Genomic DNA, 16,296 nt, shown 5'->3' with positions numbered 1-16,296 from the left:
CATCACTTCCTTTATTTGAATTCAATATCTTCTAATGAAACCATGAAAGCACCTCTTTGCTGTTCAGCTAATTTTAAAGCCAACTGCTTATCAACCAAACCTACATTCCGTTCTCTATCCCAAGAAAACAAATCGTTTTTTAGGTTTTTTAACTCTTCTTTTGCTTTCAATAAATCATGATACCTGTTAAGTCTTATCGTTACTGTTTCAGTCATTCCGTTCATTCACTCAACCCCTTCATAATCTTCTAATATCCGTTCAATCTTTTTCGGATTCAGTTGTGTTAGTCTGCTAATCTTCTTCATATCATATCCAAGTTTTTGCAACTTCTTGATATGTCTGTATCGCTTTAGACCGTTCATATTCTCATGATCGATGAATATCCCATTCTCTGATTTCCATTCACTAAGTTGTGCTTTGGTAACACCCCATCTATTTGCTATTTCACCGTCTGTATGAAACTTTAATAATTTTTTATATTCCGAAAAATAATGTCCTTTTAGGCTTGTCATATTAATCACTCACTTCCGGTTTTGTTGGGTAGTCGCAGAGCAATATTTCTGGACTATATCCATCAACCACACCGCTTTTATAACGTTGTCCACGTATGTGCTTTTCCAGTTTATCATCCGTAGAATGGAGTCGTTCAATCAATTCATCAACTTCATCCTCTGTTTTAGCTAACCTTCTTTCTAGCTTATTGTTTTTAACAATAGTTAATAAAACAACTGTTGATAATATGATTAGTGTTATTCCGTATCCGATCATTATTCATCCTCCTCGTTCAAAATATCCGCATATTTTTTCAATTCTTTATAAGACATACCAGCGATTACAGCCATAATTATCGTTAGTATAACCCAAACCGAAATTGCGCAAATCATAAGAAATAATGTGAATGAGTTATGCCAAATCAATTGAGCTGCAACACTAATACCTGGTACTAATAGACTGATAAGCCAAAATATCATAATCCCTACAACTATTTTAGCTACAGACTCTGTTTCTCGCTTTGTTTTTTTCTTCTCAAACCGTCCCATCATTTATCACCCTCCATCCACTTGATCAAATCATTCAAATAAAACTGTGCTTTCTTTAAATCTTCAATGCCGTTTTTGTGCTCGTATCGTGTGATGTATTTCATGATGTTTCCTACCGCATAGCTTGGATAATCTTTCACTTTAGCTTTGATATAATCTAGCGTTTCGATACCACCTGTGTTATAGTGGCTTGGATTGTTTACTGTGTCGTTGGCTTTGTATTCAATGATTGGAATATTGCTGTATCTCTCATGTACGAAATCTAATGTTGCAACTTCCATCGTTTTATTAATAAGAACAATATAAGGGTACCCTTTAATCTTCTGGTATGCTGGTAAACCATCATTTACCCACGTCACCCCTTCCTTCTCAAACTCAACCATCAAAGCATTATAATCTCCTTGCGTTTCTGTATGATATATTTTCATTTTTGGTTCCTCCTTAAATTTCGCTTTACTCACTTTTATATAATCAATTCCATACGAATTTTGGTAAATAATCGAAGACTCATCTTCACTTTTCACGTAATAACCCTTATTTCTCATGAATTTGTCATAGTAGTCCCTTTCGTTCAATTTTAACGTTTCAATTTCATGATACTCATCGAAAATGTGATTTATTACGCCTTTTTCCTTCTTGAAGTAAGGAATCCATGAATATATACTAGTTGCCAAAATACCGCCAAAAATTATACCGAATATAAATGCTACAACGTTTTCTGTCATCCTATCCCCTCCACAATCCTAATCGCATCCTCCACACTTCTCGCTACTCCACAGAGTGCAGCTTGATTTTCCATAGCGCTTTGGAACTTAACCTGTTCCGGTCGCAATCTACCCTTTTCGTTCTTCACTTCAATAAAGAATATCTTGCCGTCTGATTTTCGGAATCCGAATAAATCAGGAAATCCCTTCGGTAACCCAGTATCAAATATTCGACCACCGGGCAATAATATTTTGCCCACATTGCTACGAAACACATAATGCCCTCTTTTTCCTAATTCACGCCGTATTGCATTTTGAATGTCTATTTCTGCTGTCATTTTATACCTCCTAATACCAAGTTACCGTAATGAAAAGTTACCGAAATGGGTAACCTCGCTATGCACTGCGCTTCTAGCCGTTTAATCATTATTTTTCAGGTTACCCAAAGACTCCAACTCTTTATATATTTACTTTTTTTAATATTATATAAAGAGTTGTATAATATAGTAACTGGGGAACTACACTATCTTAAACATAGAGGCTGTGCGTATTTCGGAGTTACCCAACCTTTTAATTTCGGGAACTTTTTCGGTAACCGGTAACTTTTTAAAAAAAAGACTGATTACACGACCTTTAACGTGCTGTTTTTGATGAAACAAACATAGGTAATGGATTCTTTTGGTTGTTGATATTGATAAGGATGTATGCCACTTGGTGCATCTGTGGGCTCAAACTTACCACTTAATTTCTGCTTTCCTTTTATCCATCCTTGTTCTGCGATAATCTCGCCAAATCGCTTATAGAACGCTCGGTCGCCTACTGGTTTTAAATTGTTTGATTCACAAAAATACTTATAAAACTCATAAACAGCATACAGTGGAATCCTTGTGCTTTTATATTCCTTGAAAATACGTTCGTGGTAATCCAAAATCGGATCGTTATCCAATTTATACTCTTTCATTATTTCGATTGATGCGTCCGGTTCGATAAATCGCTCGAAATCCATATTGATTGCATGGAATAAAATATATTGGAGCAATTCCTGATTTTGAATATACTCATCTTTGATTTTCCAATTATCTTTACCACCTTTTAAATTAGCTCCGAAAGGAACAATAATGAAACGTCGATAAGTTCCGTCTGTTTTATTGCGCATTTTAGGCATTCCGTTAGTTGATTGAATCACTGTCATATGAAAGTTAGCGCTGTAGGGATGCTTATTCTTTTGTTCCACCATAATTTCATCCCCAGTTACAATAGAATTAAAGTTTGATGAATCATCAATATAAACGCCTGCTGGTACGTCATCACCGATACAACACACTTTTTCTTCTAAAATGGATAAAGAAAAACGTTCTTGAAACTGAGGTAATTTTAGAGTCGCGATATTGGAATTACCAATTAAATTGCGCAATAACTGCTGAAAAGTTCCTTTACCATTATTCCCATCACCAAGTAACCAGATAGATTTTTTACGCGAATAATTCCCATTCAACGATGCACTGATAACCTGCCATAATAGTGCTGTGATCTGTTCATCCCCGCATGCAATCTGATCCAACCATGTATGCACATCCCATCCCTCAATATCTGGTTTCGGCGGTTCTGCAACATATGGAGTCGCTATTTTGGATGTAAAGACATAATCTGGCGTGAAAGCTTCTAATTTCTTCGTTTTTAGGTTGAACACGCCATTTTTAACTGGGATAAGGTATTTCGATACTGTTTTTTCTTTTACCTCGGCACCTTTCCACAGATGATAAATAACATCACTTGCACGGTTCGCGTTAAGTGTTGGTTCTAACCAGCCGATGAAACGCCTTATATACGTCTCATTCTGCGTCCATATACCATCTTCTTCTAAATACATGGCTAATCGGGTATTTTCGTTCATATCGAATAGGCAGAACCGGAAGAACTCTTTTAATATGATGGCACAACCTACTGGTGATATAGCACTTGGTTGTTTGCCTTTGCCCCCACTCATTAACCATTCTTCTTGTAATTTTTCTAATTCCTGTTTGCGCCTTTCGTTTAAAAGTTGCGCCCAGTTTTTACGCGGTTGGAATGTAATGTTAACTCGGCTACTGCTTTGTTTAGGTGAATAAACTTCGGAACAATCGGATATGGCTTTACCTAACGTTATTTGGCCGTATGTGTTTTGCCCGCGTTTCTGGTCCCATTTATCACGCATCAAACCTGAATCGCGGAAAATAGTATCCATTTTGTCGTAATCTGCTGCTGTCCAAAACGCCAACATATTGGCAAAAGCGAGATCGGCATCTGACTGCGAATCGTAGTATTCTTCCCAATTGCCCTCGTATAATGTTTTAAAGTATGGTCCGTTTTGGCTACCATATGCTTTTGTTAATATTTCACTGGCAGGTAAATTATTGGAACCCGCTTGATGTTTTGTTTGATTAGCAGTTTTATTCGAACCGATATACTTTTCATGAAGTCGTTTAATAGCTTCGTTGCCGTTATTCACTGTGGCGTAGTTATCAATGACTTTCCCAGTCATAACGAAGAATCGACCGTTATTATACATTTCCACATTGTCTTTTCTGCGTCCACCTTCTGGCAAATCACCTCTTGCAATAATGTGGAGACCTGTACCAGAAACGGAATATTCGGTGTAACTGGATAGTGATTGAATGAACTCGCCGACAATGTTTTCTGTATCACCGTAAAAATAATCTTCAATTTCTTCTTGCACGCCATCGATATCCACACCGAAGTATGGCGGTTTAAAATAAAAACCGATGCCGTCGAACTCAAACTTTTCAATGGAAGCAAGGGCGGTCGTGAAATCCGCCCAAGTGCTTTCGTCTGTACTATCACCATAACTCCCGCTATTTGCGTTCATTGGTATTTTTTTATGTTTGCTGCGCTTTTCGTCCCAAACAAGTTTGTAAGCGCACCATTGCTTGAGCTCTTTTAATTCAGTTGGTATTCTCTCAAACATGTTTGCACGCTCCTAACTTATCAGAATGGTGTATCGTTTTCGTTGATAACAATTGGTTGCCCAGCTTGTTGTTTAGCCGTAAATTGATGATTCAACGCTGGCAATGTTGTTGAATTTACTTGAAGGAAATTCAAGTTAGTATATTCTTTACCTGTGGATTCATTTTTTGTCGTAACCCAATCAATTTTTACTTGGAATGGCTTCCGTAAAAAGTCCTCGCGCATTTCAGCAAACGATGAATAATTGAACTCGCCCTCATTTCCAAATGCTTTTTTAATAGAACCTAGTAGCGCTAGTACATAACCTGTACCGTCCTTTTTCATCCATAAACGTTCTTTGAATTGGCTGTCTTTGAACTGTTGATTCACATCATTACGGATCAAGATATCCACTGAAATAAATTCTTTCCCGCTTGGTAATGCTTCCTCGCTCATGTTATTAATAAATACCTCATACGTCCCAGCTTCTACTCTTTGGTTCAATCCTTTTGTTGTGTCTACGTTATACATTTAAATTCCTCATTTCGTTTTTTTTATTTGATAAATCCCATCGATTTCCCACGATGATAAGCCCAACCTTTTTTATATCCTTTGGACTCTGCATATGCGTATAAATCATGCATATCTTGACAATCTTCTGGTTTATGGCACACTATTTTAATGGTAAAATCTTTTACTTCTTTCAATTCTGCGGTTTCATCTACCTCAACCGCCTTCACCTCAACCTTAAACTCTGCCCCGCAATGTTCACACTTCTTAGCTGTCTGGCTCACAGTCATAAAACACTCTTTACATATCTTTACAGGTGCTTCGGCTTTTGTCGCGTTACTGCCTTTTTTCGGTGTTAAGGACCATGTGCGTTCCATATCTGGTAAACCGAATCGCGTTACATTTCCGACATGATCTATGATGATGGACGTTTTACCAGGTCTGTAACGCATACCTCGCATAGATTGTTGAATGTATAGTGATAACGATTGTGTAGGTCGCAACATAATCACGGTAGAACAGTCTGGAACGTCGAAACCCTCACCGATTAAATCGAGGTTACAAAGGACCTTTATTTCACCTTCGCGAAATCGTTTTATGATTTCATCGCGAATTGTTTTATTCGTTTTGCCGTCAATATGTGCCGACTTAATACCCACTGCATTAAAACTCGCTGCCATTTTCTCGCTTTGATATATCGAACTGGCGTATAATATTGCTTGCTCTCCTGGTGCTAATTTCTGATAATGTCGTATCACATCGCCCCATACCATTTTCGCGTTGAATTGGTCGTCTAGCCCGCTCATATCGAACTCACCTGTACGCTTGATGTTTAATGTATCAGTTTGAACGATTTCAGGCGCATAGTATTTGTAAGGGGATAGGAAATTATTTTCTATGAGCCATTTTGCCGTCACTTTTTCAATGAGTGTGTCGTTGATATCACCAAGCCCACCGCCGTTTAAGCGGACAGGTGTTGCAGTGAAACCAACGACTAAAGCGGTTGAGAAGTGAGCGATTATTTTCTTGTAACTGCTTGCTAGGACATGATGGCTTTCATCGATGATGATTAACGAAGGTACCACCGTTTTATCTAAACGTCTAACAATTGTTTGGACCATGCCAAGTGTGACAAAATCCATATCTACATTGTTTGATTGTAGTGTGTTACGAATTTGATCTATGAGTTCCTTCCTGTGTACTAGGAACAGCACTCTATTTTTGTTATGTGTTGTCATGCGGATGATTTCGGATAGGATGACGGATTTACCAGCGCCACAAGGAGCAACTACACAAGGCTTACGATAACCATTTTGAAACGCTTCTTTTACTTTGTTAATCATTTCAGTTTGATAGGTCCTAAGCGTTAGCATCCACATCACCGATTTTAAATAAATCTTCTTGTAGGCACGATTCGCGATTGTCTAGCTGATTCTTAGCAAAATTACCATTGTTCTCTGATAATAAAAACCCTCTTTGTCCTGATTCTGGATTGCGCACCAATCTAGCTACAACTGGCACAATCCCCATGATGTGGTTAACAACCTTGTCGCGAATATCTGGCAAAAATTGATTGAACAACTGACCGCTTTCCATCTGTATCTGGCGTGTGGATTCCCACGCTGTATACATGACATTTACTTTTGGAAGGTTATTAAAGGCTGAGATTAAATCAATCAAATAACTGTCAAATATCCCGTAATGTTGTAATTCTGGTTGCCCTGATTTCGTTTTCCGTCCATGGAACATCAAGTATAGTTTTTGATAATGACTAAGGTTATCAATCACAATATTGTCGTACTCCTCCACATGCGCTTTGGCATACCCATAAAAATCAGCCATATCTTGAATGGGATCACGCGGGTTTAAATTTGCTACTGTGATATTTGGCAATCCAGATAATACTTTCGAAGTTCCATCACAATCAAGTAACAGCGTTTTCCCTTCTAAATATTGAACTGTTGACGTCTTTCCAGCACCCGGCTTAGCGTAAATCATCATTTTGAATTGCTCACTTTTTTTCATTTCTTCCGACTTTACAAATTCCACATTATCACTCCTATCTTATCCGTAACGACCTACCCTGATACAACTCCGCACCATCTACCTCAATACCTGCCTTTAAATCCACTAGAAGGGCTTTCTTATCGATTTTCTTAGGTTGTTCAACCAAATAGTCAACTAGCTTGCTTTCGTCCTCTATGCGCGCTGATGGGTTGTTTTTTTGAATCGCTATGGTGAAATGTTGCCCTTCGATTTTATCAGTGCCAATTTTCTCTAATTCGGTTTGTAAATAGTATTTCAAGCCTTTAATTCCGTTTGAAATGGTCGTTTTTCGTGTTGCCATTCTTTTAATTTCCGTATCCAACCCAGCTTCTTCTGCCTCAAGTGTTTTGATGACTTTTGCAATGTTTTCCGCCTTCATATCAATGCTTTCTTTGATAGCATCTAATGTGTCATTTAGCGTTTCTGCTTCAGTTGTTGCAGCTAAATCTATTACCCGTTGATAATTATTTCCCAGTTCATATAACTTCATTGGTCCGTTTCACCTCCTGAAACTTTTTATCCAATTCGATATACATATCAATCATTTCATCATAGATGGAACAACCTTCAAGCGTTTTCTTATTTCTTCGTAACCAGTTGTACATACATGAAAGGTCCTCATGTTCATGCAAGCTAATTCCTTCGCCACGATAGATTACGTCCATCCACATTTACATCGCCAACTTTCTCAATATTCATTCTTTTTCCTCCCTAATGTCTGAAACCATCGTTCCAGTGTTCGTCTACAATCATCGGATTTTCTACTTCACTATTCATTTTTTAATCACTCGATATTTGCCACGGTCTTTCTTTAAACAGGTTAATCGTCCATTTCTAGCTTTATTTCTTGTGTTATATTCTCGGACATTCAACCATCTTTCTAACGCATAGTTATATTTCTGCACTACATAACTCATGTTCTCTCAACCTCGCTTTATTTAAGGCTTTTCGGTTCTCTTCTAATTTAGCTGTGAATGATTCTAAATTGTGAATCAGATTATCGAAATCATTATCACTTTTAATAATTCTATTTGCTAATTGTTGCCCGGTACGATTCACCGTCCTGTTTATTTCTGACATAATAATTTGGCTTTCTGTCATTGACTTTAACCCCCAATCGTGCTAAATTATGCATAGTTTTTGTTTTATAAGCGCTCGTCTTTGAAGTTACAGCTTCGGGACGAGTATTTTTATTTGCATCACTTCCTTTCGTTAGGTGATAGGTGATTAGTACTGTGGTTAGGATGATGATTGTTAGTAGGGATGCTAGTTGGATTAGGTACATTTTTCGCCCCCTCTCTTACACATAAACTTATAGCTGTGTGTCTGTCTACATCCATGAGTTCATCGATAGTCTTTGCATTCCAAATGATTTTTTTAGCTTTATACTTGTCTTTGTTAATTCTATTTGTGGAATTGATATTACCTAATCGCTTTAAAATTGAAGTTTTCAGTTCTTCAAAAGTCACGTCATATTTAGTGAACTTTTTACCGTTTAGCCAGACATTGTAACTGTTCATCTACTCCGCCTCATTTCTTTTTTCTTTGTCCAAATATCACCCAAAAACAAAATCCCAAAAACGCATATGTCACGCAATAAACAATAACTTCGCCTGTGCTCAATTAATCCGCCTCCCCATCAACATCAGGAATCCAGATGCCTTTTTCTTGTGTAAATTCGTCATTGTACAGGTGTGATACGTTTTTAAAGTAATGCGTTACAGAGCGCTTTTTGTCGTGTACTTTATAAATAGTCTCCCCATTCTCCCGCTCTTTCAGCAGTTTATCAGCAAGTAGTACCGTTTGAACCAGCGGGTTATTATTGACTTTCCCTAACTCTCCGTTACCTTCGATATCACATAATTCAATTGCTCGATTCACTAACGCTCTATCCTTATCATTCCGCGTCATCGTCTTGCGCCTCCTCTAAATTATCTCGTGTCGTCCAGAACGTATATCCCGCATCTGTCATAATTTTCACGTTATTTGCGTCTCCTTGAAAGTCTATGTCTACAATTTTGACAATATCCGTAAATCTCACTTCATCGCCTACCATCATTCCGTTTCCTCCTTTAAAATATACTCTTAACAAACGCGTCTTTAAGTTGCTCTTTGAAATAGTTATCGATTGCATCACGAATCATTTTCCAGTCGTTGAAATCAAGATTAAAACCGTGTTCCGTGTCATCATTAGAGCTGCGAGAAGTTATAAATACTTTTCCGTCATTCATGGCGAAATCGAGCGTATCATATCCGCCAGAACCACTTTCGAAATCTTCAACATAGCGCATATTATCAATGTGTACGCCTTGTTTCATTCCGCCACCTCCTTCTTAAGTATTAAAAACACGACATAAGGCTTTTCCTCTTTTTCAGTCTTTATTTTTAACAATTGACCTTTAAGCCAGATAGCCTCCACTTCATTTTCTCCTACTCTGAACTCCTTTATCTCAACGTCTCCCCAAGGATAGGGCATTACTCTTACTCTGACGTACTGGTAATTCATTCCTCCGCCACCTCCAGAAAGTCTTTGTTTTCGTGTATATTACCGACAATCTCACCTTGCATAAAAGCGCCTTCGCTAAAAAAGTCATATGGATCATCTTGCAAAGGTTCTTTAAATCCAAGCAGTTCGAATTTGTAGGTACCTTTAATGAGTCGGTAGTGTTTACCTTTGTAGCGCACGATATCGTCTTGACAATATTTTTGCTTGTTTTTGTCTTTTAAACCTGTGTACTGCATTAAATGCCAGTCTTTATGATTCTCAAAGTACGGTACAACATCACCACCTGCTGTAGCGAACCAAACCTTACCTTCTTCATCGAAATTCAGACTGTCAACATGCATCATTTCCTTGTTCTGCTCGCAATAAATTCTAAACTCAATCGGTCTCATGTTCGCGCTCCTTTCTTGTCATTTAAAAGCGATTCTCTAATACAACAACGCGCTTTATTATTTTCTTTAAGCTCTATAAATATTTCTTCTAGCTCATCCGCACCGTCCAAGTACTTACTTTTTGACGGTTTTACACGGGCAACCTCAACATAACCAGATGCATCATTATCGTAGCGAATAATTTTTATAAACGGCTCGCCTTCTTTAGTTGTACAATCTAAGTAATCAAATGAAGTTAGCCCTGTAAACTCAGTAAAATCCGTTTCCATCACGCCTCACCCTCCTCTCCTTTTACAACTAATTCAACTGGCACAATCTCATAAAGATTTTTCGATACTTTGCGTTCCTTAAACTCAAAATGCGCGGTGAAATAACTTTCAAATAATAATGCTGTACTGTCTGACGTGCGTTGCCGAAATCCGGGATAGCGTTTATCAGTGCCGTATACGAATTTTTTACTACGCTTATGCCGTATTGCGTACATCACGCCTCACTCTCCAATTTCTTCAACTTTGAAAAGTCGTTTTTCGCACGCTGTACAATATGTGTATTTACTATATTTCGCTTTTGTATCATCATAGAAATAAGTATTATCCGCTTCTTTCCCATCGAAATTGTGATACCAGCGAGAACGACCGCTTATTTGAACCTTCTCGTAATAGCCAGCCTCTGATCCGCAATGTGGACACTCCGAAATCGGCGCTTTTTGCTCGTTCATCCTTCCTCTACTCCTCCCAATTCGAATTCTTCGACTAAAAATCCGTCAGCGACAATCGACATGGTAATCAAATCGCCTACTGTACTGACCCCTTCGAGCACTATCTCTAGTTGTGCGTCATTTTCATGATTCGAAAGTTCTTCGATTAGTTCGCCTACTGTCATGCTTGTTCCTCCTCAATCAATTTTAATAACCCTAAGCCCGTTCTTCTCGCTTGTGCGTCGCCTGTAAGCTCGTGAAGTGTAGAACAAAATCGTTTCTCGCTTCACGTTCTTAAACTTAGCTAATTCGTCTACTGTGCCGATTTGTAGCAGTGTGTCGCCTTTGTATAGTGCGTATTCCATCAACTTTCCTCCTCTGATGTCGCTTTATATTTGAATCCGCTAAACATAGTATGCGAACCGTTAATGTTCACTATCGTTACTTCCCCATTGCCATCGAGCAAGATTTTCTTGACTAATATATAGCCACAGTCTACATATTTTTCCTTCGTTGTATAATAATCAGGAGATTCTCCTTGAAAATTTTCGTTTGTGATGATTATTATTTGCGTCACTTCCATCACTCGCTCACCTCATCTATCCAGCTCATAAATTTACGTAATATGTCATCCGTTTCTACATTCCACCACGCTTTTGCTAATTTTTCTTTTCTGTGCATATTTAAACGCATGTGAGTGTATTCAAATTCTTCTATAATTTCATACGCTCCTAATTGACTTGAGTAGGAAGTGTACAGACGTTTCAATTCATCGAGCACTAGCGCCCTATTCCTTTTGTAATCTTCTTCTAGCGCTTTCTCGTGGGCGATATTGATGTCTAAAATACGTTTCATCCCGTCACCTCTTCCTCAATCAATTTTAATAACTCTAAGCCCTTTTTGTTCGCTCGTCCGTTCTCTATAGGCTCGCGAAGTGTAGAATAATATCGTTTCTCGCTTTGCGTTCTTAAATTTGGCTAATTCGTCTACTGTGCCGATTTGTAGCAGTGTGTCGCCTTTGTATAGTGCGTATTCCATCAGCTTTCCTCCTTAGCCTTCAACGTCGTATCCTTCTCTTTCCAATTCGGCTCGACGATAACAGTCGTGATAAGTCTTATTAAAAGTCTCCTCATCCATGTCCAGAATTTCCCCGCAGTCAGGACATGAAAATTCATAAGGCTTAATCTGGTGATTCGCTAAAAATAACATTTCTCCACTTTCCGTGCTAACTTGCGTAAATCTTTTGTACGACTTACTTACTGTCAAACGTTGACCTTCCTTCACTTCATCGCAATCTATTAACGAAACTACAATATCTCCTTTTTTGAACATCACTCGCTCACCTCATCCTCAATCAAATGCGCATGTTCAAACGTAAAGGCTTCGATTTCTGCGCGGGTGTATTCCGATTGCCAGCCGGCACTGTCATACTTATAATTGTTCCACATTATTTTTCCGTTCTCGTTGATATTCAAAAACTGACCTGTAATCGGACACTTGATATACCACTTACGTTCTTCTTCGCGTTCGTCTAGCGGTGTGGATGCGTATTCGAATAGTAGTTCTGCTAGTTCCAACATATCAGAATCATTTAGTGTGTTTGCAAAACCAAACCTTGTGCTTAAACACATAATTCGTTTTATATTGACTGTCACGATTAGCTCTCCGTGTGATTTAATTCTAAGAGTTGCGGACTCATTGTCGTGGCTTATCGGATATCCCAGTTCCTCCACTTTTTGCTTAAATTCGCTTGTTTTCATATTGCTATTTCCTCCAATTTCGGCTATAATAAAACCGAGTTATTTTGTGAAAGCTTTTTAGTCCACACTGCTATGTGGGCTATTTTTTGTTGTCTTGATAGCTTAGATACATGAATGGTGTAAATAATAGAAGTACTAATATTGCTATGAACATGGTGTCAGACCTCCTTATAAACAAACTTCTTAATCAACCATTCGTTTGCTTTTACAGCGTCAAATGCCCAGTGTTCTTTTTTCTTTTTATCCCAGTTGCTGAACTTGCTTATTTCTGGATATTCCGAAATGTTTTTAATCCACCAGCTATATGATCGCGGGCTTGCATCTGCGAATTTTTCTAATGTCCACACGCCGTATACGACTGGGGATGTTAGTTTTTTGTTTTTTACTGGTCTTGCCATGGGTGAGCTCCTTTCCTTTATTAAATTGGATATTATTCTTACAATTTATTCAACACTCTGATATGTTGTGCTGATGCTTCTAATCTATATTTCGGGTCCGCATCAGAAAACATAATATCCTCTAAAAAATCTAGCTGATTATTATATCTTTCTTTTTTATCAATACCTACACTATTGGTTGGTTCTTCTAAGACCTCAATTTCACGATTCGAACCTTGATTCTTCACATCGATATATCCTTTAGACTTTAGCCTATGAATCGTTGTTTTAATATTCTGTTCGCTTGCCTCACATTCACTCGCTATTTCGGCGTTTGTTGCAGATGGATGGTCCATCAAATAGAATAATATTTTGTCTCTTGTTTTCATTGACTACTCCTCCGTTCTAGACTCTTTTTGTTCAAAAAATATTTCTATCGCTTCTTCCATTGTGAGCGGAATTGATGTAATCATCCTATTGACTTCTTCAATTGTAAACCCTCCACCGCCATCCTTCATCTTCCTAGCGAATGTTGCACGATGAACCCCTGTATCATTAGCTACTTTTGTCTGAGTCTTACCTCTTTCGACTATAAGACCTTTGAGTTTTAAAATTTTCATCAATTATCCCTCCTTCTGTTCAATCTCTAATATTTTAGCCACTTGAATTCTTACTTCTTCCGCTCGTTTACCACTGCGGTTATCGTTTAGAATATCTGATAAGTAAGCGGGTGAAATTCCAATGGTGCGGGCAAGTTGCGCCTGACTGATGCCTCGTTTTACAAGGGCAATTGTTACTAGTTCCTTTAGTTGTTGTACTGGCATTTCTATTCTCCTTTCTATTATTGGTATTATTTGTGGTATACTCACTTTAGAAAGTGAGGTGATACATATGAAAAGCTTAGAAGAAATTAATGCTGAACATGAAGTTGATAAGTTAGATGCTTTTTTAGAATTAACCCCATATCAGCAACTAACACTTGTGGCATGGTGTGATGACAATCTCCAAAAAATTAAAAGTATCAATCGAAAACATACATCTTACGGTTTAAAACACAGATTTGAGTATTCATCGGGTGGATTCTATGTGACCAACGGCGCTTTTAAAAAGGCGATGCTTGAAGCTGGATTTGATTATATTCCAGGTCGTAGCGCAAGTAAGAATTGGTGTTTTAATGTTTCCGAAAAATCGATAAAACTTTTAATGAAGAAAGAGCATCATTGATCCAAATTTTCGTTTAGTTCAATAATTACACACTCATGCGGTTCAAAAATCATAACGCCCTCATTTCTAAGTAATCTAACAAGTGTCGTTTTACCAGTCGGCCCTGGTTTACCAGTTACTAAGATGGGGGTATTATTTCTGACCGCTGAATTTATTTGTACGCGTTGCTGTAGTGTCAAATACCCTGGTAACTCCATCCCTCTTCCACCTCACTTTCTATACTATAAAATGAATTACTTTAATATCTTCACTAAGTCGTGAACAGTATTGGACATATTACGACTACTATCAGCCATGATTTCAATACTCATACAGGATACATTTTTTATATTCTTCAAATCAGCTTTAATTTGCTCTGTATTACTCACAATAATATGGAGCAAATCTTCTTGAGATACTTTTGATTTTAAATACCTCCTTACCACCTTAAATCACTCCTTCCTCCTAGTTTCTATACTATCCGCTAATTTCATACGCTAACGTTGACTTTTTCTATATAATGATGTAGAATAAGTGCATAGCTAAATAAGCCTACTACAATGCCGTCATTCGCTGGGGAGCGTGATTTTTGGCTGTTGTTTGTTGTGCCGTTAGCGTATTAAATTAGCTTATGGACAAAGTATACTCTATAATTATGTAGATGGCAAGTGTTTTTCTATATAATTATGCAATATTTTTCTTTAAGCTTTCGAGGATGGTTGGTATGACTACGTTTGAGATAGTTAAAAAACTTTGTGCTGAGCAAGGAATTGCTATGACCGATTTAGAAGAACGGTTAAATTTTGGGAAAAACTCCATGTATACATGGAAGAAGAGCAGCCCTTCTACGGATAAGCTTCAAAAAGTCGCTGACTATTTCCATGTTTCTGTAGACTACCTATTGGGCAGGACAGACATTAAAAGCCCTCTTCATGAACTAGAAGACGCCCAGTTCTTGGACATTGATGGACTAACACCTGAAGATATCGCAAAAGTAGAGAGCGTTATAGAAGCACTGAAAGAGGCACAACGAAGAATAGACAAGTTTGAAAATATGTAATATAGAAATGAGATGACTGAATGGGTATTGAAGAGCTTGATTATTTAAAGCACTACAAGCCTACCGAAATGGAGCTGCGCATGTCTGAAAGTCTAAGCAACCATGATATTTTGGAACCCTCGCAATTAGAGACAGAAAAGATTCAAATTGCCTACAAGGTTATGGTAATAGAACTGGACTTTCCTTCTATTAACTTCGGAAGACTTGGTATTGTATTAAAGAAAGGCATCACGGGAGAAAGATACAAACATGATTTTTATCACGAATTTGCGCATTGGCTCGGCCACAGTGGGAATCAATTACAAATGAACACACAACAAAAACTCACTCAAGAAGTTCAAGCTGAACAGATGAGTCTGTATTTACGTATCCCTTATCATATGCTAAAACTGGTGGACTTTTCCTCTGAGGATTGTATAATGGAAATAGCTGATATTTTTAATGTTCCCGTCAACTTAGCAGAAAAAAGAATAAATAAAATTAGAGATAATATACTATGTTACGGCAGTTCACAACTACTATCAGCAAATAAAATTATATAGAGGAGCGTTTTATTTGAAAAAGGGATTGATAATGTCTGTATTGTTAATGTCAGCACTATTATTAACTGCATGCGGAAATGATTCAAAAACATATGCAGGGGTTGAACTAAGTGATTCAGATTATTCAAATGTAACTGAATTTGAGAAAGAGGCTAGGAATTTATATTCTTTATTGGACACATTTAGTGTAGAAAAAGATGATGTTGATAGTGTGAATAAGATTGTTGATTCCGCTGCTGATTTAAAAAATATTATCGATAAAAGTTTAACCTTAGATGTAGCCAAAGAAGATGTGAAATTACTTATTCCAGCAATAGTTATAAAGCCTAAGAATGCTGTAAAATATTCTCGTGAAATGACTGATACAGAGCATAAATTGATTGATAGTAATTTCAAAGCTTTAGCAGAAATAGAAGCAAAAAAAATAACAGACAAACAAGATGACGTTGATAAAATCAATGATTATTTAATTGAAAAAATCGGAATCACGGGAAAATAAAACACATCATACAAGGGAGA

General features: G+C 37.5%; 38 protein-coding genes. 4 read left to right on the top strand and 34 right to left on the bottom strand.

The window, feature by feature from the left end; translation table 11 throughout:
* Positions 1-11 precede the first annotated feature (11 nt).
* From R8925_RS03100 to R8925_RS02940, 33 genes are all read right to left on the bottom strand, one after another.
* Positions 12-224 (bottom strand): hypothetical protein, encoded by a 213-nt coding sequence (locus tag R8925_RS03100; protein ID WP_430534457.1) that lies wholly within the window; start codon positions 222-224, stop codon positions 12-14.
* Positions 225-512: a hypothetical protein gene (locus tag R8925_RS03095; protein ID WP_430534456.1), complete on the bottom strand. Its 288-nt coding sequence runs from the start codon at positions 510-512 to the stop codon at positions 225-227.
* Position 513: 1 nt separating this feature from the next.
* The gene (locus R8925_RS03090; protein WP_430534455.1) at positions 514-768 is read right to left on the bottom strand and encodes a hypothetical protein; all 255 of its coding nucleotides are present in this window, start codon (positions 766-768) and stop codon (positions 514-516) included.
* Positions 768-1,043, bottom strand: coding sequence for a hypothetical protein (locus tag R8925_RS03085; RefSeq protein ID WP_430534454.1), 276 nt, complete (start codon positions 1,041-1,043; stop codon positions 768-770). The genes R8925_RS03090 and R8925_RS03085 overlap by 1 nt, the downstream gene beginning before the upstream one ends.
* Positions 1,040-1,468, bottom strand: a complete 429-nt coding sequence (locus R8925_RS03080; protein ID WP_430539399.1) for a DUF3310 domain-containing protein — start codon at positions 1,466-1,468, stop codon at positions 1,040-1,042. The genes R8925_RS03085 and R8925_RS03080 overlap by 4 nt, the downstream gene beginning before the upstream one ends.
* 293 nt (positions 1,469-1,761) lie before the next feature.
* Complete coding sequence (locus tag R8925_RS03075; protein ID WP_430534452.1) at positions 1,762-2,082, bottom strand: VRR-NUC domain-containing protein; 321 nt, start codon at positions 2,080-2,082, stop codon at positions 1,762-1,764.
* A gap of 284 nt (positions 2,083-2,366) precedes the next feature.
* Positions 2,367-4,709, bottom strand: a complete 2,343-nt coding sequence (locus tag R8925_RS03070) for a phage/plasmid primase, P4 family (protein WP_430534451.1) — start codon at positions 4,707-4,709, stop codon at positions 2,367-2,369.
* 20 nt (positions 4,710-4,729) lie between these two features.
* Positions 4,730-5,218 (bottom strand): DUF669 domain-containing protein, encoded by a 489-nt coding sequence (locus R8925_RS03065; RefSeq protein WP_430534450.1) that lies wholly within the window; start codon positions 5,216-5,218, stop codon positions 4,730-4,732.
* A 23-nt stretch (positions 5,219-5,241) separates the two neighbouring features.
* A complete protein-coding gene (locus R8925_RS03060; protein ID WP_430534449.1) occupies positions 5,242-6,540 on the bottom strand; it encodes a DEAD/DEAH box helicase in 1,299 nt (432 codons plus the stop codon).
* Positions 6,541-6,556: 16 nt separating this feature from the next.
* Positions 6,557-7,246 carry an AAA family ATPase gene (locus R8925_RS03055; protein ID WP_430534448.1) on the bottom strand — a complete coding sequence of 230 codons (690 nt, stop codon included), beginning with the start codon at positions 7,244-7,246 and terminating at the stop codon, positions 6,557-6,559.
* Between the two features lie 10 nt (positions 7,247-7,256).
* A complete protein-coding gene (locus R8925_RS03050; protein WP_430534447.1) occupies positions 7,257-7,733 on the bottom strand; it encodes a siphovirus Gp157 family protein in 477 nt (158 codons plus the stop codon).
* Positions 7,720-7,908 carry a hypothetical protein gene (locus R8925_RS03045; RefSeq protein WP_430534446.1) on the bottom strand — a complete coding sequence of 63 codons (189 nt, stop codon included), beginning with the start codon at positions 7,906-7,908 and terminating at the stop codon, positions 7,720-7,722. The genes R8925_RS03050 and R8925_RS03045 overlap by 14 nt, the downstream gene beginning before the upstream one ends.
* Before the next feature lie 226 nt (positions 7,909-8,134).
* The gene (locus R8925_RS03040) at positions 8,135-8,344 is read right to left on the bottom strand and encodes a hypothetical protein (RefSeq protein ID WP_430534445.1); all 210 of its coding nucleotides are present in this window, start codon (positions 8,342-8,344) and stop codon (positions 8,135-8,137) included.
* A 98-nt stretch (positions 8,345-8,442) separates the two neighbouring features.
* Positions 8,443-8,763, bottom strand: coding sequence for a hypothetical protein (locus R8925_RS03035; RefSeq protein ID WP_430534444.1), 321 nt, complete (start codon positions 8,761-8,763; stop codon positions 8,443-8,445).
* 103 nt (positions 8,764-8,866) lie between these two features.
* Positions 8,867-9,154 carry a hypothetical protein gene (locus tag R8925_RS03030; protein ID WP_430534443.1) on the bottom strand — a complete coding sequence of 96 codons (288 nt, stop codon included), beginning with the start codon at positions 9,152-9,154 and terminating at the stop codon, positions 8,867-8,869.
* Positions 9,141-9,302: a hypothetical protein gene (locus tag R8925_RS03025; protein ID WP_430534442.1), complete on the bottom strand. Its 162-nt coding sequence runs from the start codon at positions 9,300-9,302 to the stop codon at positions 9,141-9,143. The genes R8925_RS03030 and R8925_RS03025 overlap by 14 nt, the downstream gene beginning before the upstream one ends.
* A 13-nt stretch (positions 9,303-9,315) precedes the next feature.
* Positions 9,316-9,561 (bottom strand): hypothetical protein, encoded by a 246-nt coding sequence (locus R8925_RS03020; RefSeq protein WP_430534441.1) that lies wholly within the window; start codon positions 9,559-9,561, stop codon positions 9,316-9,318.
* Entirely contained in the window at positions 9,558-9,749 is a 192-nt protein-coding gene (locus R8925_RS03015) for a hypothetical protein (protein WP_430534440.1), read from the bottom strand. Before R8925_RS03015 ends, R8925_RS03020 begins: the two co-directional genes overlap by 4 nt.
* Positions 9,746-10,138, bottom strand: a complete 393-nt coding sequence (locus tag R8925_RS03010; RefSeq protein ID WP_430534439.1) for a YopX family protein — start codon at positions 10,136-10,138, stop codon at positions 9,746-9,748. The genes R8925_RS03015 and R8925_RS03010 overlap by 4 nt, the downstream gene beginning before the upstream one ends.
* Positions 10,135-10,410: a hypothetical protein gene (locus R8925_RS03005; RefSeq protein ID WP_430534438.1), complete on the bottom strand. Its 276-nt coding sequence runs from the start codon at positions 10,408-10,410 to the stop codon at positions 10,135-10,137. Before R8925_RS03005 ends, R8925_RS03010 begins: the two co-directional genes overlap by 4 nt.
* Positions 10,407-10,625 carry a hypothetical protein gene (locus R8925_RS03000; protein WP_430534437.1) on the bottom strand — a complete coding sequence of 73 codons (219 nt, stop codon included), beginning with the start codon at positions 10,623-10,625 and terminating at the stop codon, positions 10,407-10,409. The genes R8925_RS03005 and R8925_RS03000 overlap by 4 nt, the downstream gene beginning before the upstream one ends.
* Before the next feature lie 3 nt (positions 10,626-10,628).
* Positions 10,629-10,856 (bottom strand): hypothetical protein, encoded by a 228-nt coding sequence (locus R8925_RS02995; RefSeq protein ID WP_430534436.1) that lies wholly within the window; start codon positions 10,854-10,856, stop codon positions 10,629-10,631.
* Positions 10,853-11,020: a hypothetical protein gene (locus R8925_RS02990; protein ID WP_430534435.1), complete on the bottom strand. Its 168-nt coding sequence runs from the start codon at positions 11,018-11,020 to the stop codon at positions 10,853-10,855. Before R8925_RS02990 ends, R8925_RS02995 begins: the two co-directional genes overlap by 4 nt.
* A 12-nt stretch (positions 11,021-11,032) precedes the next feature.
* A complete protein-coding gene (locus R8925_RS02985; RefSeq protein ID WP_430534514.1) occupies positions 11,033-11,200 on the bottom strand; it encodes a hypothetical protein in 168 nt (55 codons plus the stop codon).
* Positions 11,200-11,421 carry a hypothetical protein gene (locus tag R8925_RS02980; RefSeq protein ID WP_430534434.1) on the bottom strand — a complete coding sequence of 74 codons (222 nt, stop codon included), beginning with the start codon at positions 11,419-11,421 and terminating at the stop codon, positions 11,200-11,202. The genes R8925_RS02985 and R8925_RS02980 overlap by 1 nt, the downstream gene beginning before the upstream one ends.
* Positions 11,418-11,690: a hypothetical protein gene (locus R8925_RS02975; protein ID WP_430534433.1), complete on the bottom strand. Its 273-nt coding sequence runs from the start codon at positions 11,688-11,690 to the stop codon at positions 11,418-11,420. Before R8925_RS02975 ends, R8925_RS02980 begins: the two co-directional genes overlap by 4 nt.
* Before the next feature lie 15 nt (positions 11,691-11,705).
* Positions 11,706-11,873 carry a hypothetical protein gene (locus R8925_RS02970; RefSeq protein WP_430534432.1) on the bottom strand — a complete coding sequence of 56 codons (168 nt, stop codon included), beginning with the start codon at positions 11,871-11,873 and terminating at the stop codon, positions 11,706-11,708.
* Between the two features lie 12 nt (positions 11,874-11,885).
* On the bottom strand, positions 11,886-12,170 hold the full coding sequence (locus tag R8925_RS02965; protein WP_430534431.1) for a hypothetical protein: 285 nt from the start codon (positions 12,168-12,170) through the stop codon (positions 11,886-11,888).
* Positions 12,167-12,595, bottom strand: a complete 429-nt coding sequence (locus tag R8925_RS02960; protein ID WP_430534430.1) for a hypothetical protein — start codon at positions 12,593-12,595, stop codon at positions 12,167-12,169. The genes R8925_RS02965 and R8925_RS02960 overlap by 4 nt, the downstream gene beginning before the upstream one ends.
* Before the next feature lie 158 nt (positions 12,596-12,753).
* The gene (locus tag R8925_RS02955; RefSeq protein WP_430534429.1) at positions 12,754-12,993 is read right to left on the bottom strand and encodes a hypothetical protein; all 240 of its coding nucleotides are present in this window, start codon (positions 12,991-12,993) and stop codon (positions 12,754-12,756) included.
* Between the two features lie 38 nt (positions 12,994-13,031).
* On the bottom strand, positions 13,032-13,361 hold the full coding sequence (locus tag R8925_RS02950) for a winged helix-turn-helix domain-containing protein (RefSeq protein WP_430534428.1): 330 nt from the start codon (positions 13,359-13,361) through the stop codon (positions 13,032-13,034).
* Positions 13,362-13,364: 3 nt separating this feature from the next.
* Positions 13,365-13,592 (bottom strand): XRE family transcriptional regulator, encoded by a 228-nt coding sequence (locus R8925_RS02945; protein WP_430534427.1) that lies wholly within the window; start codon positions 13,590-13,592, stop codon positions 13,365-13,367.
* Between the two features lie 3 nt (positions 13,593-13,595).
* Complete coding sequence (locus R8925_RS02940; protein WP_430534426.1) at positions 13,596-13,796, bottom strand: helix-turn-helix domain-containing protein; 201 nt, start codon at positions 13,794-13,796, stop codon at positions 13,596-13,598.
* A 67-nt stretch (positions 13,797-13,863) separates the two neighbouring features.
* Between R8925_RS02940 and R8925_RS02935 the strand changes: the two genes are divergently transcribed.
* The gene (locus tag R8925_RS02935) at positions 13,864-14,196 is read left to right on the top strand and encodes a hypothetical protein (RefSeq protein WP_430534425.1); all 333 of its coding nucleotides are present in this window, start codon (positions 13,864-13,866) and stop codon (positions 14,194-14,196) included.
* Here R8925_RS02935 and R8925_RS02930 read toward each other — a convergent pair.
* On the bottom strand, positions 14,190-14,393 hold the full coding sequence (locus R8925_RS02930; protein WP_430534424.1) for a hypothetical protein: 204 nt from the start codon (positions 14,391-14,393) through the stop codon (positions 14,190-14,192). The two genes, R8925_RS02935 and R8925_RS02930, sit on opposite strands and share 7 nt — an antisense overlap.
* 506 nt (positions 14,394-14,899) lie before the next feature.
* Here R8925_RS02930 and R8925_RS02925 point away from each other — a divergent pair.
* Genes R8925_RS02925 through R8925_RS02915 form a run of 3 tightly spaced genes read left to right on the top strand, consistent with a single transcriptional unit; the run spans position 14,900 to position 16,276 of the window.
* A complete protein-coding gene (locus R8925_RS02925) occupies positions 14,900-15,235 on the top strand; it encodes a helix-turn-helix domain-containing protein (RefSeq protein ID WP_430534423.1) in 336 nt (111 codons plus the stop codon).
* Between the two features lie 20 nt (positions 15,236-15,255).
* The gene (locus R8925_RS02920; protein WP_430534422.1) at positions 15,256-15,777 is read left to right on the top strand and encodes an ImmA/IrrE family metallo-endopeptidase; all 522 of its coding nucleotides are present in this window, start codon (positions 15,256-15,258) and stop codon (positions 15,775-15,777) included.
* Positions 15,778-15,790: 13 nt separating this feature from the next.
* Complete coding sequence (locus R8925_RS02915; protein WP_430534421.1) at positions 15,791-16,276, top strand: hypothetical protein; 486 nt, start codon at positions 15,791-15,793, stop codon at positions 16,274-16,276.
* Positions 16,277-16,296 lie beyond the last annotated feature (20 nt).

It is taken from the genome of Listeria rocourtiae subsp. hofi (assembly GCF_963575615.1).
GTDB classification, from domain to species: domain Bacteria; phylum Bacillota; class Bacilli; order Lactobacillales; family Listeriaceae; genus Listeria_A; species Listeria_A hofi.
Note: the sequence above shows the minus strand (reverse complement) of the source record. Positions and strands in the feature narration are given on the sequence as shown.

What these genes read in the sequence shown, in the direction of transcription:
- R8925_RS03030 (WP_430534443.1), bottom strand. Translation starts at nt 9,154, where the DNA reads ATGACGCGGAATGATAAGGATAGAGCGTTAGTGAATCGAGCAATTGAA.
- R8925_RS02970 (WP_430534432.1), bottom strand. Translation starts at nt 11,873, where the DNA reads ATGGAATACGCACTATACAAAGGCGACACACTGCTACAAATCGGCACA.
- R8925_RS02955 (WP_430534429.1), bottom strand. Translation starts at nt 12,993, where the DNA reads ATGGCAAGACCAGTAAAAAACAAAAAACTAACATCCCCAGTCGTATAC.
- R8925_RS03035 (WP_430534444.1), bottom strand. Translation starts at nt 8,763, where the DNA reads ATGAACAGTTACAATGTCTGGCTAAACGGTAAAAAGTTCACTAAATAT.
- R8925_RS03060 (WP_430534449.1), bottom strand. Translation starts at nt 6,540, where the DNA reads ATGATTAACAAAGTAAAAGAAGCGTTTCAAAATGGTTATCGTAAGCCT.
- R8925_RS03020 (WP_430534441.1), bottom strand. Translation starts at nt 9,561, where the DNA reads ATGAAACAAGGCGTACACATTGATAATATGCGCTATGTTGAAGATTTC.
- R8925_RS02920 (WP_430534422.1), top strand. Translation starts at nt 15,256, where the DNA reads ATGGGTATTGAAGAGCTTGATTATTTAAAGCACTACAAGCCTACCGAA.
- R8925_RS02935 (WP_430534425.1), top strand. Translation starts at nt 13,864, where the DNA reads ATGAAAAGCTTAGAAGAAATTAATGCTGAACATGAAGTTGATAAGTTA.
- R8925_RS03045 (WP_430534446.1), bottom strand. Translation starts at nt 7,908, where the DNA reads ATGGACGTAATCTATCGTGGCGAAGGAATTAGCTTGCATGAACATGAG.
- R8925_RS02985 (WP_430534514.1), bottom strand. Translation starts at nt 11,200, where the DNA reads ATGGAATACGCACTATACAAAGGCGACACACTGCTACAAATCGGCACA.
- R8925_RS03095 (WP_430534456.1), bottom strand. Translation starts at nt 512, where the DNA reads ATGACAAGCCTAAAAGGACATTATTTTTCGGAATATAAAAAATTATTA.
- R8925_RS02925 (WP_430534423.1), top strand. Translation starts at nt 14,900, where the DNA reads ATGACTACGTTTGAGATAGTTAAAAAACTTTGTGCTGAGCAAGGAATT.
- R8925_RS03070 (WP_430534451.1), bottom strand. Translation starts at nt 4,709, where the DNA reads ATGTTTGAGAGAATACCAACTGAATTAAAAGAGCTCAAGCAATGGTGC.
- R8925_RS03040 (WP_430534445.1), bottom strand. Translation starts at nt 8,344, where the DNA reads ATGACAGAAAGCCAAATTATTATGTCAGAAATAAACAGGACGGTGAAT.
- R8925_RS02975 (WP_430534433.1), bottom strand. Translation starts at nt 11,690, where the DNA reads ATGAAACGTATTTTAGACATCAATATCGCCCACGAGAAAGCGCTAGAA.
- R8925_RS03065 (WP_430534450.1), bottom strand. Translation starts at nt 5,218, where the DNA reads ATGTATAACGTAGACACAACAAAAGGATTGAACCAAAGAGTAGAAGCT.
- R8925_RS03050 (WP_430534447.1), bottom strand. Translation starts at nt 7,733, where the DNA reads ATGAAGTTATATGAACTGGGAAATAATTATCAACGGGTAATAGATTTA.
- R8925_RS03090 (WP_430534455.1), bottom strand. Translation starts at nt 768, where the DNA reads ATGATCGGATACGGAATAACACTAATCATATTATCAACAGTTGTTTTA.
- R8925_RS02960 (WP_430534430.1), bottom strand. Translation starts at nt 12,595, where the DNA reads ATGAAAACAAGCGAATTTAAGCAAAAAGTGGAGGAACTGGGATATCCG.
- R8925_RS03025 (WP_430534442.1), bottom strand. Translation starts at nt 9,302, where the DNA reads ATGATGGTAGGCGATGAAGTGAGATTTACGGATATTGTCAAAATTGTA.
- R8925_RS02995 (WP_430534436.1), bottom strand. Translation starts at nt 10,856, where the DNA reads ATGAACGAGCAAAAAGCGCCGATTTCGGAGTGTCCACATTGCGGATCA.
- R8925_RS02950 (WP_430534428.1), bottom strand. Translation starts at nt 13,361, where the DNA reads ATGAAAACAAGAGACAAAATATTATTCTATTTGATGGACCATCCATCT.
- R8925_RS03015 (WP_430534440.1), bottom strand. Translation starts at nt 9,749, where the DNA reads ATGAATTACCAGTACGTCAGAGTAAGAGTAATGCCCTATCCTTGGGGA.
- R8925_RS03080 (WP_430539399.1), bottom strand. Translation starts at nt 1,468, where the DNA reads ATGAAAATATATCATACAGAAACGCAAGGAGATTATAATGCTTTGATG.
- R8925_RS03100 (WP_430534457.1), bottom strand. Translation starts at nt 224, where the DNA reads ATGAACGGAATGACTGAAACAGTAACGATAAGACTTAACAGGTATCAT.
- R8925_RS02945 (WP_430534427.1), bottom strand. Translation starts at nt 13,592, where the DNA reads ATGAAAATTTTAAAACTCAAAGGTCTTATAGTCGAAAGAGGTAAGACT.
- R8925_RS03075 (WP_430534452.1), bottom strand. Translation starts at nt 2,082, where the DNA reads ATGACAGCAGAAATAGACATTCAAAATGCAATACGGCGTGAATTAGGA.
- R8925_RS03085 (WP_430534454.1), bottom strand. Translation starts at nt 1,043, where the DNA reads ATGATGGGACGGTTTGAGAAGAAAAAAACAAAGCGAGAAACAGAGTCT.
- R8925_RS02940 (WP_430534426.1), bottom strand. Translation starts at nt 13,796, where the DNA reads ATGCCAGTACAACAACTAAAGGAACTAGTAACAATTGCCCTTGTAAAA.
- R8925_RS02990 (WP_430534435.1), bottom strand. Translation starts at nt 11,020, where the DNA reads ATGACAGTAGGCGAACTAATCGAAGAACTTTCGAATCATGAAAATGAC.
- R8925_RS02930 (WP_430534424.1), bottom strand. Translation starts at nt 14,393, where the DNA reads ATGGAGTTACCAGGGTATTTGACACTACAGCAACGCGTACAAATAAAT.
- R8925_RS03010 (WP_430534439.1), bottom strand. Translation starts at nt 10,138, where the DNA reads ATGAGACCGATTGAGTTTAGAATTTATTGCGAGCAGAACAAGGAAATG.